Origin of the sequence: Pseudomonas sp. SWRI111 (assembly GCF_014268555.1) — a bacterium.
In the GTDB taxonomy this organism is placed as follows: Bacteria; Pseudomonadota; Gammaproteobacteria; order Pseudomonadales; family Pseudomonadaceae; genus Aquipseudomonas; species Aquipseudomonas hamedanensis.
This window is the reverse complement of sequence record NZ_JABWQQ010000005.1, coordinates 189,562-203,976: the sequence shown is the minus strand read 5'-3', so window position 1 is coordinate 203,976 and position 14,415 is coordinate 189,562. Positions and strand designations below refer to the sequence as shown.

Annotated in this window: 18 protein-coding genes; 8 read left to right on the top strand and 10 right to left on the bottom strand. The window is 61.3% G+C overall.

Annotated elements, in window-relative coordinates; genetic code table 11:
* Window positions 1-145 precede the first annotated feature (145 nt).
* The 4 genes from ftsY to rpoH all read left to right on the top strand — a co-directional run bounded on the left by ftsY (window position 146) and on the right by rpoH (window position 4,299).
* Window positions 146-1,639 carry a signal recognition particle-docking protein FtsY gene (ftsY, locus tag HU755_RS09160; protein ID WP_186631745.1) on the top strand — a complete coding sequence of 498 codons (1,494 nt, stop codon included), beginning with the start codon at window positions 146-148 and terminating at the stop codon, window positions 1,637-1,639.
* Window positions 1,636-2,307 carry a cell division ATP-binding protein FtsE gene (ftsE, locus tag HU755_RS09155; RefSeq protein ID WP_003229148.1) on the top strand — a complete coding sequence of 224 codons (672 nt, stop codon included), beginning with the start codon at window positions 1,636-1,638 and terminating at the stop codon, window positions 2,305-2,307. Before ftsY ends, ftsE begins: the two co-directional genes overlap by 4 nt.
* Complete coding sequence (gene ftsX, locus HU755_RS09150) at window positions 2,304-3,329, top strand: permease-like cell division protein FtsX (RefSeq protein WP_053124717.1); 1,026 nt, start codon at window positions 2,304-2,306, stop codon at window positions 3,327-3,329. Before ftsE ends, ftsX begins: the two co-directional genes overlap by 4 nt.
* Before the next feature lie 115 nt (window positions 3,330-3,444).
* Window positions 3,445-4,299 carry an RNA polymerase sigma factor RpoH gene (rpoH, locus tag HU755_RS09145; protein WP_016772717.1) on the top strand — a complete coding sequence of 285 codons (855 nt, stop codon included), beginning with the start codon at window positions 3,445-3,447 and terminating at the stop codon, window positions 4,297-4,299.
* Window positions 4,300-4,480: 181 nt separating this feature from the next.
* Here rpoH and mtgA read toward each other — a convergent pair whose 3' ends face one another.
* Window positions 4,481-5,203, bottom strand: coding sequence for a monofunctional biosynthetic peptidoglycan transglycosylase (gene mtgA, locus HU755_RS09140; RefSeq protein WP_186551210.1), 723 nt, complete (start codon window positions 5,201-5,203; stop codon window positions 4,481-4,483).
* A gap of 74 nt (window positions 5,204-5,277) precedes the next feature.
* Here mtgA and HU755_RS09135 point away from each other — a divergent pair, with 74 nt between their 5' ends.
* From HU755_RS09135 to trmB, 4 genes are all read left to right on the top strand, one after another.
* Window positions 5,278-5,658: a DUF423 domain-containing protein gene (locus tag HU755_RS09135; RefSeq protein WP_186631742.1), complete on the top strand. Its 381-nt coding sequence runs from the start codon at window positions 5,278-5,280 to the stop codon at window positions 5,656-5,658.
* A gap of 71 nt (window positions 5,659-5,729) precedes the next feature.
* On the top strand, window positions 5,730-5,930 hold the full coding sequence (thiS, locus tag HU755_RS09130) for a sulfur carrier protein ThiS (protein ID WP_186631739.1): 201 nt from the start codon (window positions 5,730-5,732) through the stop codon (window positions 5,928-5,930).
* Between the two features lie 60 nt (window positions 5,931-5,990).
* Entirely contained in the window at window positions 5,991-6,785 is a 795-nt protein-coding gene (locus HU755_RS09125; RefSeq protein ID WP_007964131.1) for a thiazole synthase, read from the top strand.
* A 9-nt stretch (window positions 6,786-6,794) separates the two neighbouring features.
* Window positions 6,795-7,520 carry a tRNA (guanosine(46)-N7)-methyltransferase TrmB gene (gene trmB, locus HU755_RS09120; protein WP_024014663.1) on the top strand — a complete coding sequence of 242 codons (726 nt, stop codon included), beginning with the start codon at window positions 6,795-6,797 and terminating at the stop codon, window positions 7,518-7,520.
* 131 nt (window positions 7,521-7,651) lie between these two features.
* Here the strand turns inward: trmB and HU755_RS09115 are convergent, their stop codons facing one another.
* The 9 genes from HU755_RS09115 to HU755_RS09075 form a co-directional block, all read right to left on the bottom strand.
* Entirely contained in the window at window positions 7,652-7,975 is a 324-nt protein-coding gene (locus tag HU755_RS09115) for a DUF3392 domain-containing protein (RefSeq protein ID WP_003229134.1), read from the bottom strand.
* Window positions 7,976-8,008: 33 nt separating this feature from the next.
* Window positions 8,009-9,214 (bottom strand): radical SAM family heme chaperone HemW, encoded by a 1,206-nt coding sequence (hemW, locus tag HU755_RS09110; RefSeq protein WP_238349969.1) that lies wholly within the window; start codon window positions 9,212-9,214, stop codon window positions 8,009-8,011.
* On the bottom strand, window positions 9,211-9,807 hold the full coding sequence (gene rdgB / locus HU755_RS09105) for an RdgB/HAM1 family non-canonical purine NTP pyrophosphatase (protein ID WP_186631736.1): 597 nt from the start codon (window positions 9,805-9,807) through the stop codon (window positions 9,211-9,213). Before rdgB ends, hemW begins: the two co-directional genes overlap by 4 nt.
* On the bottom strand, window positions 9,804-10,238 hold the full coding sequence (locus HU755_RS09100) for a DUF4426 domain-containing protein (RefSeq protein ID WP_186631732.1): 435 nt from the start codon (window positions 10,236-10,238) through the stop codon (window positions 9,804-9,806). Before HU755_RS09100 ends, rdgB begins: the two co-directional genes overlap by 4 nt.
* 26 nt (window positions 10,239-10,264) lie before the next feature.
* Window positions 10,265-10,885 carry a methionine biosynthesis protein MetW gene (metW, locus tag HU755_RS09095; RefSeq protein ID WP_034153662.1) on the bottom strand — a complete coding sequence of 207 codons (621 nt, stop codon included), beginning with the start codon at window positions 10,883-10,885 and terminating at the stop codon, window positions 10,265-10,267.
* Between the two features lie 7 nt (window positions 10,886-10,892).
* A complete protein-coding gene (locus HU755_RS09090) occupies window positions 10,893-12,032 on the bottom strand; it encodes a homoserine O-acetyltransferase (RefSeq protein ID WP_186551063.1) in 1,140 nt (379 codons plus the stop codon).
* 204 nt (window positions 12,033-12,236) lie between these two features.
* On the bottom strand, window positions 12,237-12,827 hold the full coding sequence (locus HU755_RS09085) for a YggT family protein (RefSeq protein WP_186631729.1): 591 nt from the start codon (window positions 12,825-12,827) through the stop codon (window positions 12,237-12,239).
* Window positions 12,828-12,837: 10 nt separating this feature from the next.
* A complete protein-coding gene (proC, locus tag HU755_RS09080) occupies window positions 12,838-13,656 on the bottom strand; it encodes a pyrroline-5-carboxylate reductase (RefSeq protein WP_186631726.1) in 819 nt (272 codons plus the stop codon).
* A gap of 23 nt (window positions 13,657-13,679) precedes the next feature.
* Window positions 13,680-14,366, bottom strand: coding sequence for a YggS family pyridoxal phosphate-dependent enzyme (locus HU755_RS09075; RefSeq protein WP_186631723.1), 687 nt, complete (start codon window positions 14,364-14,366; stop codon window positions 13,680-13,682).
* Between the last annotated feature and the right edge of the window lie 49 nt (window positions 14,367-14,415).

The window sequence follows — 14,415 nt, the reverse complement described above, 5'->3', positions numbered from 1 at the left end:
TTAAAACGATCCTTGAGGTGCCTTACGTGCCTCGACAAAATGTTGCGCGTGAACAAGCTGGATGAAACACAGTCTGTTCTGCATCGAATATTTATTTGCCGGGGCGCCCTGTTGGCGCGTCGCTACCGTGAGATAGCCGTCCTCCATGTTTGGTTCCAACGACGACAAGAAGAGCCCAGCTGCGGCTGGCGAGAAGAAAAGCCTGTTCGGATGGCTGCGGAAGAAACCGCAGGAAACCGTCGTCGAACAGCCGCCCGCGATCCCTGAGCCGGCTCCGGCGCCAGCACCTGCAATAGAAGAAGAGCCGGCACCGATTGTTCTGCCGATCGCCGAGCCGGTGCTGCAACCGCAGGCAGACGCCGAGCCTGAAACGCCGCCCGCTGCCGAGTTGCCGCTGACGCCCGCCGCCGAGCCGAGGCCTGCTTTGCCGGCGGCGGAAGAACCGGCGGCCTTCGTCGAAGAAGCTGCGCCGCAGGTGGCGCCAGTGACTTCAGCGCCGGTTGCCGAGGTTGCTGTGGAGCCTGAGCCTGAACCGGTTGTTGAGCCAGCGCCGGCCATTTCCGAGCCGAACACGCCGGTTGTCCAGCCGTCCGAGCCTGAGCCTGCACCGATTGCCGCTGCGCCAGTTACCCCGGTTGCGACTGCAGTCGTGCCGGTTGAAGCCCTCGTAGACACGCCGGTCGAAACCCCACGCACCGAAGAAACCAAGGCCGGTTTCTTCGCCCGCCTCAAGCAGGGCCTGTCGAAAACCAGCGCCAGCATCGGCGAGGGTATGGCCAGTCTGTTCCTCGGTCGCAAGACCATCGACGATGAGCTGCTCGACGACCTCGAAACCCGTCTGCTCACCGCCGACGTCGGCGTCGAAGCCACCACGCAAATCATTCAGCGCCTGACCCAGAAGGTTGCGCGCAAGGAGCTGGCTGACGCCGACGCGCTGTACAAATCCCTGCAGGCCGAACTGGCCGCGATGCTCAAGCCGGTCGAGCAGCCGCTGAAAATCGCCTCGCAGAACAAGCCGTTCGTGATTCTGGTGGTTGGCGTCAACGGCGCCGGCAAAACCACCACCATTGGCAAACTGGCGAAGAAACTGCAACTGGAAGGCAAGAAAGTCATGCTGGCCGCCGGCGACACCTTCCGTGCCGCGGCCGTGGAGCAATTGCAGGTCTGGGGCGAGCGCAACAAGATCCCGGTCATCGCTCAGCACACCGGTGCTGACTCCGCGTCGGTGATCTTCGACGCCGTGCAGGCCGCCAAGGCCCGTGGCATCGACGTACTGATCGCTGACACCGCCGGGCGTCTGCACACCAAAGACAACCTGATGGAAGAGCTGAAAAAGGTTCGCCGGGTCATTGGCAAGCTCGACGCCGACGCGCCGCACGAAGTGCTGCTGGTGCTCGACGCCGGTACTGGCCAGAACGCCATCAACCAGGCCAAGCAATTCAACCAGACCGTCGAACTGACCGGCCTGGCGCTGACGAAGCTCGACGGCACCGCCAAGGGTGGGGTGATTTTCGCCCTGGCCAAGCAGTTCGGCCTGCCGATCCGCTACATCGGTGTCGGTGAAGGCATCGACGATTTGCGTACCTTTGAAGCCGAACCCTTTGTCCAGGCACTGTTTGCCGAGCGGGAGCGTTCATGATTCGTTTCGAACAGGTCGGTAAGCGCTACCCGAACGGTCACGTCGGCTTGCATGAGCTGAGCTTTCGAGTCCGTCGTGGCGAGTTCCTTTTTGTCACCGGCCATTCCGGCGCCGGTAAATCCACGCTGTTGCGCCTGTTGCTGGCGATGGAGCGCCCGACCAGCGGCAAACTGCTGCTCGCCGGGCAAGACCTAAGCACCATCAGCAACGCGCAGATCCCGTTTCTGCGCCGGCAAATCGGCGTGGTGTTCCAGAATCACCAGTTGCTGTTTGATCGCACGGTGTTCAATAACGTAGCGTTGCCGCTGCAGATTCTCGGCCTGTCCAAGGCCGAAATCGCCAAGCGCGTCGATTCGGCGCTGGAGCGTGTGGCGCTGTCGGATAAAACTGATCTGTACCCGGGCGACCTGTCCACCGGTCAGCAGCAGCGCGTCGGCATTGCCCGCGCCATTGTTCACCGCCCGGCCTTGCTGCTGGCGGATGAGCCGACCGGTAACCTCGACCCGCGTCTGGCCGCTGAAATCATGGGCGTGTTCGAAGACATCAACCGTTTGGGTACCAGCGTGCTGATTGCCAGTCACGACCTGGCGCTGATCGCGCGTATGCGCCATCGCATGCTGACTCTGCAACGCGGCCGCTTGATCGGCGACGGGGAGGCCGGGGTATGAGTGCAACACGCAGTCCGAAGGTTTCCGAGCGCGTGGCCCCGAAGGCCGCCGACCCGCAACCGCAGAAAAAGAAAAAACATGACGATGACGACGGTCCGGACTTTGCCACGCTGTTCCGCGCCTGGATTGAAAGCCATCGCGCCAGTCTGCTCGACAGCCTGCGCCGTCTCGGCAAACAGCCGATCGGCAGCTTCTTCACCTGCATGGTGATGGCCGTTGCGTTGAGTCTGCCGATGGGGCTTTCGCTGTTGCTTAACAACGTCGAGCGTCTCGGTGGCTCCTGGCAGCGCGCGGCACAGATTTCGCTGTACCTGCAACTCGACGCCAGCCCGGAGCAGGGCGAGTCGCTGCGTGAGCAGATCAAAGGCATGCCCGGCGTAGCTGATGCTGAATATGTCGGCCGCGATCAAGCGCTGGAAGAGTTCCAGCAGCAGTCCGGTCTGGGCGAAGCCCTGCGTGAGTTGCCCGAGAACCCTTTGCCGGGTGTGGTTTTAGTCACACCGAACGAAGTCGACAAGCCGACACTCGAAGCATTAAGACAAAAACTTTCCGAGCTGCCCAAGGTACAACAGGCGCAACTTGATCTAGTCTGGGTCGAGCGTCTGGCCGCCATCCTCAAGCTGGGCGACCGCTTTGTCTTCGGTCTGACTGTGCTTTTGGTGTCTGCATTACTTTTGGTGATAGGCAATACCATTCGTCTTCATATTGAAAACCGCCGCACCGAGATAGAAGTGATTAAACTCGTTGGCGGCACTGACAGTTATGTGCGCCGCCCTTTCCTTTATATGGGCGCGTTGTATGGCTTCGGTGCAGGGCTGTTGTCCTGGGGCGTTTTGGCGTTCGGCCTGAACTGGCTGAACGATGCGGTGGTTGGACTGGCCGGCTTGTACGGCAGTGATTTCGCCCTGGCCGGTGTGCCAGTGGCCGACGGTCTGTCGCTCTTGCTTGGCGCGGTGCTGTTGGGTTATATCGGTGCATGGATTGCAGTCGCACGTCATCTCAGGGAGCTGGCGCCGAAGTAGAATCTTTTTTGCGCGTGATTGACCTTGCGGTTTTTATGGGAACTTGTACCTGAGTTCCCGGTCAATTTTTCGCAGTGCCGAGAGGCACGAGTATGTAAGTGGGAGGTTTTTTCGTATGACCAATTCTTTGCAACCTGCGTATGCGTTGGTTCCGGGTGCGAACCTGGAAGCTTACGTGCACACCGTCAACAGCATTCCATTGCTGACGCCGGAGCAGGAGCGTGAACTGGCCGAGAGTCTCTACTATGAGCAGGATTTGGGGGCGGCTCGGCAGATGGTGCTCGCCCACCTGCGTTTTGTCGTACACATTGCCCGTAGCTATTCCGGCTACGGTCTGGCCCAGGCTGACCTGATCCAGGAAGGTAACGTCGGCCTGATGAAGGCCGTGAAGCGTTTCAACCCGGAGATGGGTGTGCGTCTGGTGTCGTTCGCCGTGCACTGGATCAAGGCGGAAATTCACGAGTTCATCCTGCGCAACTGGCGCATTGTGAAAGTCGCGACCACCAAGGCCCAGCGCAAGCTGTTCTTCAACCTGCGCAGCCAGAAGAAACGTCTGGCGTGGCTGAACAACGAGGAAGTCCACCGTGTGGCGGAAAGCCTCGGCGTCGAGCCGCGGGAAGTGCGTGAGATGGAAAGTCGTCTGACCGGCCATGACATGGCCTTCGACCCGGCTGCAGAGGCCGACGATGACAGCGCTTTCCAGTCGCCGGCCAACTATCTGGAAGACCACCGGTACGACCCGGCGCGTCAACTGGAAGATGCCGACTGGAGCGACAACTCCAACACCAACCTGCACGAAGCCCTGGAAGTGCTGGACGAGCGCAGCCGTGACATCCTCTACCAGCGCTGGCTGGCCGAAGAGAAAGCCACGCTGCACGACCTGGCGCAGAAGTACAACGTGTCGGCCGAGCGAATTCGTCAGCTCGAGAAGAGCGCGATGAACAAGCTCAAGTTGTCGATCGCCGCGTAACTGGCGAATCAGTAACAAAAAAACGCCCCGATCAGTGATGATCGGGGCGTTTTGATTTCCGGCTCCACACAAATCCCCTGTAGGAGTGAGCCTGCTCGCGATAGCGGTGTATCAGGCAACATCTTCGTTACTGACAAACCGCTATCGCGAGCAGGCTCACTCCTACACTGGTTCTTCAGTGTTACTCCGACCAAGGCGCCCGCCGCGAATCATTCAACCCCAACAAGTAACTGTCCCCACCCAGCTGACTCATCTGCTGCCGAATCCAACCAGCCCGGCGAGACACATAACCAGTCGGATGACTCGCGCTCCACACCCGCGGATTGGGCAGCACCGCCGCCAGGTAACTCGCCTGCTGGCGCGACAACGACCTCGCGCTCACGCCAAAGTGATGCCGGGCCGCCGCTTCAGCGCCAAACACGCCGTCATCCCATTCGACGCTGTTCAGGTACACCTCAAGAATTCGCTGCTTGGGCCAGAACACCTCGATCAGCGCGGTGAACCACGCTTCCAGGCCCTTGCGCAGATAGCTGCGGCCAGACCACAGAAACAGGTTTTTCGACACTTGCTGACTCAAGGTGCTGGCGCCGCGAATCGAGCCGCCCAGTTCGTTATGGGCCAGTGCGGCCTGGATCGCGCGCAGATCGAAGCCCCAATGCTCGGGAAATTTCTGGTCCTCGCCGGCTATCACAGCCACCTTGAGGTCGTCGGAGATCTCGTCCCACGGCTTCCAGCTGCGTTGCAGATCGATCGGCTCACCGTCGACCCAGGACTCGATCTTGCGTTCAACCATCAACGCCGTTCCCGGCGGTGGCACAAAGCGAAACACCAACACCAGCAAGACACTGCCACCGGCGAACCAGAGCAGGGCCTTTGTGAGACGACGGAAAATTGAACGCAGCATAGAGATGGCTTGGCCGAACCCGTGGAGCGGGCCATTATACAGACCCTGCCGATCGCGTCTGACTGGAGTTCCTTATGCTGCGTGGCTTTTTGATGCTGGCCGCTTTTTTCGGATTCACCGGTGTTGCGCTGGGCGCGTTTGCCGCCCATGGCCTGAAAAACCGTCTCACCCCGGAATACCTGACGATCTTCCACACTGGCGTCACCTACCAACTGGTGCACACCCTCGCCTTGTTCGGCGTCGCGCTGCTGGCCACGCAGATACCGGGGCGACTGGTGACCTGGGCCGGCGTTTCCTTCACGGTCGGCATTTTGCTTTTCTCCGGCAGCCTGTATCTGCTGACCACCACCGGCATCAGCAAGCTCGGCATCATCACCCCGTTCGGCGGCCTCGCGTTTCTCACCGGTTGGGTTTGCCTCGGCCTCGCCGCCTGGCGCTTGCAGCTAACCGCTTGACGCTTGGTACTGACCTTTAGGTCATGATCGGGCTAGAATGCCAGCCCCTAAAAATGATGGCGGCGTTGTGCATGCGCATTCAGTTGAACGGTGAGCCCTTTGAATTGCCCGACGGTGAAACCGTTGCGGGCCTGATCACCCGTCTGGAATTGACCGGACGCCGGGTGGCGGTCGAGCTCAATCTGGACATCGTCCCGCGCAGCCAGCATGCCGATACCCCATTGAACGACGGCGATAATGTCGAAGTCGTCCACGCCATCGGCGGCGGCTGATCGCCCCGGCCCGCAAGGGCAAGCATTCTGCAAGACCCTCACCCTTGAAGAGGATTTCCCATGAGCATCGTTCGTAGCGACAAGCCTTTTGTGCTGGCCGGTCGTACTTACCAGTCGCGTTTGCTGGTCGGTACCGGCAAGTACCGTGACATGGAAGAAACCCGCCAGGCCATCGAAGCCTCGGGCGCCGAGATCGTCACCTTCGCCGTGCGCCGCACCAACCTGGGCCAGATCGAAGGCGAGCCGAACCTGCTCGAAGTGCTGTCGCCGGATCGCTACACCTTCCTGCCGAACACCGCCGGTTGCTACGACGCCATCGAAGCGGTGCGCACCTGCCGCCTCGCTCGTGAGCTGCTCGATGGCCACAACCTGGTGAAGCTGGAAGTGCTGGCCGACCAGAAAACCCTGTTCCCCAACGTGATCGAAACCCTCAAGGCCGCCGAAACGCTGGTCAAGGAAGGCTTCGACGTGATGGTCTACACCAGCGATGACCCGATCATCGCCCGGCAACTGGCGGAAATCGGCTGCATCGCCGTGATGCCACTGGCCGGTCTGATCGGTTCCGGTCTGGGCATCTGCAATCCGTATAACCTGCAGATCATCCTTGAAGAAGCCAAGATCCCGGTGCTGGTCGATGCCGGCGTCGGTACCGCTTCCGACGCGACCATCGCCATGGAACTGGGTTGCGACGCCGTACTGATGAACTCGGCCATCGCCCACGCCCAGCAGCCGGTGATGATGGCCCAAGCCATGCAGCACGCTATCGTCGCGGGCCGTCTGGCTTACCTCGCCGGCCGCATGCCGAAAAAACTCTATGCCAGCGCCTCTTCGCCGCTGGATGGTCTGATCAAGTAAGAGCCATTGATGACTGAATCGAACGACACGCCTGTCCAGCCGGACGAAGGCGACGAGCGCCAACACCGCCGCATCAAGAGTTTCGTGATGCGCGCCGGGCGCATGACCGAAGGCCAGCAACGCGGCCTGGATCAGGGCGCGCCGCTGTACGTGCTGCCGCTGGCCGATGCGCCGGTCGATTACGACCAGGTATTCGGCCGCTCGGCACCGCGCTCGCTGGAAATCGGTTTCGGCATGGGCCACTCGCTGCTGGAAATGGCCGCGGCGGCGCCGGAGCAGGATTTCATCGGCGTTGAAGTGCACCGTCCGGGTGTCGGCGCGCTGCTCAATGGCGTACTGACGCAAGGTCTGACCAATCTGCGGGTTTACGATTGCGATGCGATCGAAGTGCTCAACCGTTGCATCGCCGACAACAGCCTCGATCGCCTGATGCTGTTCTTCCCGGACCCGTGGCACAAGAGCCGCCACCACAAGCGCCGTATCGTCCAGGCCTCGTTTGCCGAACTGGTGCGCAGTAAGTTGAAGGTCGGCGGTATTCTGCACATGGCCACCGACTGGGAACCGTACGCCGAGTACATGCTGGAAGTGATGAACGTCGCCCCGGGCTACCGCAACCTCGCCGAAGACGGCAAGTGCGTGCCGCGCCCGGCCGAACGCCCGATCACCAAGTTCGAACGCCGTGGCGAACGTCTTGGCCATGGCGTGTGGGATCTGAAGTTCGAAAAGATCGCTTAAGCATCACGCAACAAAAACTGTGGGAGCGGGCTTGCTCGCGAAGGCGTCGTTTCAGACAACACTAATGTTGAATGATCTACCGCTTTCGCGAGCAAGCCCGCTCCCACAGTTGTTTTGGGGTGTTAGCGGACTCAGCGGCGATCCGCGACGACGCCGATCAACACCAGCACCACCAGCAACACCGGCGCCAGGCTGTAGTTGTTGAACTGGCTCAAACCCTTCACTACCCACGGCGTGGCGTAGATCAGCGCGGCGCCGCTGCCTATCACACACAGCAGGGCCATCAGTGGCACGCGCAGGGCGCCGGCGATGCTGCCCAGGCGTTGCTCGACCCAGCCTTTGAAATCGGCGCCAAACAGCACCAGCAGGCAACCGACCAGCGCCAGAGCGATTTCCGAGAGGTTGCTGCGGCTCCAGCGGGAGACAGTGGCGAGCAGGTCGAGTATCAAATCCATGGGTTTTCCTTGGGCTGCCGTTCGGGGTTGGGCTCAGTTCAAAAATTGTTGCAGCAAATCGTTGAGGAACAGCTGGCCGCGTTCGGTGGCCGCCAGACGTGACGGTTCGACCTGCAACAGACCGCTTTGTTCGGCCTCGCGCCGGCCTTCGGCAAGCGTGTCCAGAGACAGACCGGTACGCTCGCTGTACAGGCGCGATTCCACCCCGGCGGTCAGGCGCAGGGCATTCATCAGGAATTCGAACGGCATTTCCTCATTGGTCAGCGATTTCTCGCCGGCCTGAAAGCTCTTCGCCGGATTCAGATAGTCTTTCGGTAGCCGGGTCTTCCAGGTCCGCACAATGCGCCCGTCCGGATGACTCAGCTTGCCATGGGCGCCGGCGCCGATGCCGATGAAGTCACCGAAGCTCCAGTAATTGAGGTTATGCCGCGCCGGCCGCCCGGCCTGGGCATACGCCGACACTTCGTATTGCGCGTAACCGTGCTCGGCCAGCAGCGCTTGCCCGGCTTCTTGAATGTCCCACAGCGTGTCGTCTTCCGGCAGCACCGGCGGCTGATTCCAGAACACCGTGTTCGGCTCCAGCGTCAGCTGATACCACGAGATATGCGTCGGATTCAGCGCGATGGCCTGACGCAGGTCGCTCAAGGCGTCGTCCAGCGACTGATCGGGCAAACCGTGCATCAAGTCGAGATTGAAGTTGTCGAACCCGGCCTGCCGAGCCATGCCGGCAGCGCGCACGGCTTCGTCGCCGTTGTGAATTCGGCCCAGTGCCTCAAGCTTTTCCTGCTGGAAACTCTGGATGCCGATCGACAGGCGATTGATCCCCAGCTTGCGATAAGCAACAAACTTCTCTTGTTCGAAGGTGCCCGGGTTGGCTTCAAGGGTGATTTCGATATCGCTGGCGAACGGGATGCGCTGCTCGACACCCTTCAGCAGCCGTCCGAGCGCCTCGGCACTGAACAGACTTGGCGTTCCACCACCGAAGAAAATCGAGCTGATTTCACGGCCGTAAACAGCGTGCAGATCCTGATCGAGATCGGCCAGCAACGCGTCGACGTATTCCTGCTCCGGCAGCACGGGACTGGCAGTGTGCGAGTTGAAGTCGCAATAAGGGCATTTGCGCACACACCACGGGATGTGGATGTACAGCGCCAGGGGCGGCAAGGTTGGCAGCGGCGCCCGAGGCGAAGACGCGGCGCCGCCGAAGATCAGCGGCGACGCGGAAGAATCAGTGGTCATTTCAGGCCCAGACGCTGGCGCAGCAGATCCATTGCACGGGCGCGGTGGCTGATCTGGTTCTTGTCGGCCGGGCTCAACTCGGCACTGGAGCAGTCGCGCTCCGGCACCCAGAACAACGGGTCATAACCGAAGCCGTGTTCGCCGCTGGCAGCGGTGAGGATACGCCCGTGCCACAGACCTTCGCAGAGGATCGGCAGCGGATCGTCGGCATGCCGCACCAGCGCCAATACGCAAACGAATTGCGCGCCACGCTCGGCTTGCGGCACGTCTTTCAGCGCCTCGAGCAGTTTGGCGTTGTTGGCCGCATCGCCCTTGCCGTCGGCATAACGCGCCGAATAGATCCCCGGCGCGCCGCCGAGGAAATCCACCGCCAGCCCGGAATCGTCGGCCAGTGCCGGCAAGCCGGAGATACGCGCGGCGTTGCGTGCCTTGAGAATTGCGTTCTCGACGAACGACAGACCGGTTTCTTCCGGCTCGACCTTGCTCCACTCGCCAATCGAACGCAGTTGCACCGATTCGCCGAGCATGGCCTGGAGTTCTTTGAGTTTGCCGGCGTTATGGCTGGCCAGTACGAGCTGCTTGATGTTCATCATTCGCCGGGAAAGAGTTCTTGGTTGAAGTGGATAGTGTGGGTCTTGTCGCCGTTCTGCACCTTGATTTCAAAGGTGCGGGTTTCCTGCTGCGGCACCGGGTACTGGGCGATGTAGTAGATCGCGCCCTGCTCGGTGACCTGGCGAAAACTCAGCGGCACGCTCTTGCTGGTCAGGTCTTTGACCGTGCCGGTGACGCTGGCGATCAGCGGTTTGCCGTGCTTCATCACTGAAACGTTGATCACGCCCTGGTTCTTGCTGCGGATCAGCTCGGCAGCCTTGGCGATGTCTGGTTGCAGAAACGTCGAGTTGAAGGTGTTGTAGTGCACCGTGACGTCGCCGAAGGTTTCCTTGCGTTCACCCTTGATGACGTCCGCCGCAATGGCGCCAGCGCTCAGGCAGGCGGTGAGTAACAACAACGCTAGACGACTCATGTTCGTGCTCCTCGAAATGGCTCGGCTCAGACCGCGACCTTGTGGTCCGCCAGTTGCGGACTGCTGACGCGGTAGATACCGATTTCACCTAACAGATTAGGCCATAGCTTACTGGCCCACCCGTGGCGGTGCTGTTGATCCACGGCAAGCCGATCAATGACCTTCGCATCACGTTCCCGGCAGAGTTCTTCGAAATCCTCGAAAGTGCAGAAGTGGATGTTCGGCGTGTTGTACCAGGTGTAAGGGAGGAATTCCGACACCGGCATGCGGCCCTTGCTTGCCAGATACCAGCGGCAGCGCCAGTGGCCGAAGTTCGGGAAAGTGATGATGCATTGGCGGCCCACGCGAAGCATTTCGTCGAGGATCTTGTCCGGGTAGTGCACGGCTTGCAGGGCCTGGGTCATGACGACGATGTCGAAACTGTTGCTGGCGAAGTTGCCCAGCCCTTTGTCCAGGTCCTGCTCAATGACGTTGATGCCCTTGGCCACGCACTCGGCGATGTTCTCGGCGTCGTTTTCCAGGCCATAACCGGTGACGTTCTTGTTGTCGCGCAGCCAGGTCAGCAGTTCGCCGTCACCGCAACCGAGGTCGAGGACGCGGCTGCCGGCGGGGATCCATTCCTGGATGATTTCCAGATCAGCTCTCATGGCTTTCTCACAACGAAATGCGGTTCATGTAATTGCCGAACGCCTGCAAATAACGCGGGATCGGAATCAGGAAGGCGTCGTGGCCCTGCGGCGCGTCGATTTCCAGGTAGCTGACGTCCTTGCGCGCGGCCATCAGCGCGTCTACCAATTCCCGCGAACGGGCCGGGGAGAAGCGCCAGTCAGTGGTGAACGACATCACGCAGAATTTCGCCGTGGCGTTTTCGAAGGTCTTTGCCAGATCATCGTCGAAGTTCGCCGCCGGATCGAAGTAGTCCAGCGCCTTGGTCATCAGCAAGTAGGTATTGGCATCGAAACGACCGGAGAACTCCTCGCCCTGATAGCGAAGGTAGCTTTCGACCTGGAACTCGACACTGTGGAAGTCGTAGTTGAGCTTTTCGCTCTTCAGGCCCCGGCCGAATTTCTCGCCCATGGAGTCATCGGACAGGTAGGTGATGTGCCCAACCATGCGCGCCAGCATCAGGCCGCGCTTGGGGATCACGCCCGCTTCCTGGAACGAACCGCCATGGAATTCCGGGTCGGTGAGGATCGCCTGACGCGCGACTTCGTTGAAGGCGATGTTCTGTGCCGACAGCTTCGGCGCCGAAGCGATGGCCAGGCAGTGACGCACGCGATCCGGGTAGGTGATGGTCCATTGCAGCGCCTGCATGCCGCCGAGGCTGCCGCCGATCACCGCCGCCCACTGGCCAATGCCGAGCACGTCAGCGAGACGCGCCTGGCTGTGCACCCAGTCTTCCACGGTCAGCACCGGGAAGTCGGCGCCGAACGGCTTGCCGGTCTCCGGGTTGACGCTGCTCGGGCCGGTGGAGCCGTTGCAGCCGCCGAGGTTGTTCAGGCTGACCACGAAGAACTTGTTGGTGTCGATCGGCTTGCCCGGGCCGATGCAGCTGTCCCACCAGCCGGGCTTGCGGTCATCGACGCTGTGATAACCGGCGGCGTGATGATGGCCGGACAGGGCGTGGCAGATCAGCACGGCGTTGCTCGCCTGCGCATTGAGCGTGCCGTAGGTTTCGTAGATCAGGTCATAGGCGGCCAGCGAACGACCACAGGCCAGCGCCAGCGGTTCGCTGAAATGCGCGGTTTGCGGCGTTACCAGACCAACAGAATCGGGGGGAAAGGCAGTTGGCATCGACCCTGCTCTCGTTGAAATGAGGCGTAAGTCTAAAGACCGGGGGGGTTAGCGGCAAGCAACGATCAGGCTGGCGTGTTCGCTCTGGACCGAGGTGCGGCCATTCGCGAGCAGGCTCGCTCCCACAGTCGAAATGCAATCCCCTGTGGGAGCGAGCCTGCTCGCGAAAAAGGCGACTCGGTCAGTCAGACCGAACGCACCACCTCACATCAGCAAACGCAAGATCTCCGGCATCATCGTCATCGCCGCCAGATTGTTGATCACCAGCATGTCGATCAATTTCAGCGCGAGGAAAGCGAAGATCGGCGACAGGTCCAGGCCGCCCAGGTTCGGCAGGACGCGGCGGAACGGCGCCAGTGCCGGTTCGCAGATCTGGTTGACCAGTTCGGCACCCGGATTGTGGCTGCCCGGTGCGACCCACGACAGGATCACGCTGATGATCAGGGCGAAGAAGAAAATCTTCAGGAACAGCGCGGTGACGCCGATCAGCGACCAGATCAACAGTTGCAGCGGATTGCCGGTGGTGCCATAGGTCAGCAGCAGGGTCAGCGCCATCAGCAGCAGTTGCACCAGGATCGCCAGCACCAGCGACGACATGTCGAGGCCGAACAGGCTCGGGATGATCCGGCGCAGAGGCTTGAGCAGCGGCTGGGTGGCTTTGACGATGAACTGGCACAGCGGGTTATAGAAATTCGCCCGCACCAGTTGCAGGACGAAGCGCAGCAGCACGATCAGCAAATACAGGCTGCCGAGGGTTTGCAGCACGTAAACCGCTGCGGTGTTCAATCCGATCATGAAAGGCTCCTTATTTGCCCAGTTGTTCGGCCATTTCGGCCGAGCGGTGCGCGGCGGCGCCGAGTGCGGTTTCGACCAGCGCTGCGAAGCCGCCAGCCTGGAATGATTTGATCGCCGCTTCCGTCGTGCCGTTTGGCGAGGTCACGCGGCGGCGCAGTTCGGCGGCGTCAACGTCGCTGGACACCGCCATGTGCGCGGCGCCCAGCGCGGTTTGCGCGGTCAGCTGTTCAGCGATTGCCTTGGGCAGGCCGAGTTTCACGCCGGCAGCGGTCATGGCTTCGATCAGCAGGAAGAAGTACGCCGGGCCAGAGCCTGAGACCGCCGTGACTGCGTCGAGTTGCTGCTCTTCTTCCAGCCACAGGGCGATGCCAACGGCGGACAGCAGGTCTTCGGCTTGCTGACGCTGCTCGGCGGTTACCTCGCCGGTGGCGTACAAGCCGCTGACGCCCTGACGCAGCAGCGCCGGGGTATTGGGCATGCAGCGCACGATCGGCTGTTCGCCGAGCCATGCGGTCATGCTCGCGCACGTGATGCCGGCGGCAATCGAGACCACCAGTTGATGCGGCTTCAGGCTCGGGCGGAGCGCCTCGCACACGGCTTTCATCGCCTGTGGCTTGACCGCCAGTACGATGACATCGACGCCGTCGATGGCCTGGGCATTTTCGGCGAAGGTTTCGATGCCGTGCTCGGCGCTGACTTTGGCGCGGGTTTCTTCGCCCGGATCGCTGGCGCGGATCTGCGCCGCTTCCAGACCCTTGGCGCGCAAGCCGCCAATCAGACTGGCCGCCATGTTGCCCGCACCGATAAACGCAATACGTGTGTTGCTCATGTGTGGTCCTTATCTGCAAACGTTCAAGACTGGGAGTAATCTCTGGCGCCAAACAGCGCGGTACCGATCCGCACCCAGGTGGCGCCTTGGGCGATGGCCGACTCGAGGTCGTGGCTCATGCCCATGGACAATGTGTCGAGTGGCAGATTGAGGCTCGCCTGCAATGTCTGCACGGCGGCGAAGGCGGCATCTTGCTCGGCGCGCTCTTCGGTCGGCTCGGGAATTGCCATCAGCCCGCGCAGACGCAAACGCGGCAGTTGACTGATGGCCTCGGCCAGCGCTGGCAGATCGGCCGGAGTGCAGCCGGATTTACTCGCTTCGCCGCTGACATTGACCTGAATGCAGATGTTCAGTGGCGGCAGCTCGGCCGGGCGTTGTTCGGACAGGCGTTGGGCAATTTTCAGGCGATCCACGGAGTGCACCCAGTCGAAATGCTCGGCAATCGCGCGAGTCTTGTTCGATTGAATGGGGCCGATGAAGTGCCAGATCAAGGGCAGGTCGGCCAGCTCCAGCTGTTTGCTCAAGGCCTCCTGCAGGTAGTTCTCACCGAAGTCGCGCAGGCCGGCGGCGTAGGCTTCACGCAGGGCCTGGGCAGGTTTGGTCTTGCTCACGGCGAGTAGCTGGACGCTGTTTTCAGGTCGTCCGGCAGCGGCAGTCGCGGCCTGAATGCGTGAACTAACGAGGGCGATGTTGTCTGCTATCGTGGACATCAAGAGGCGCCGGCGGTCTGTAGGTTCGCGGCATTCTACTGGAATTGAG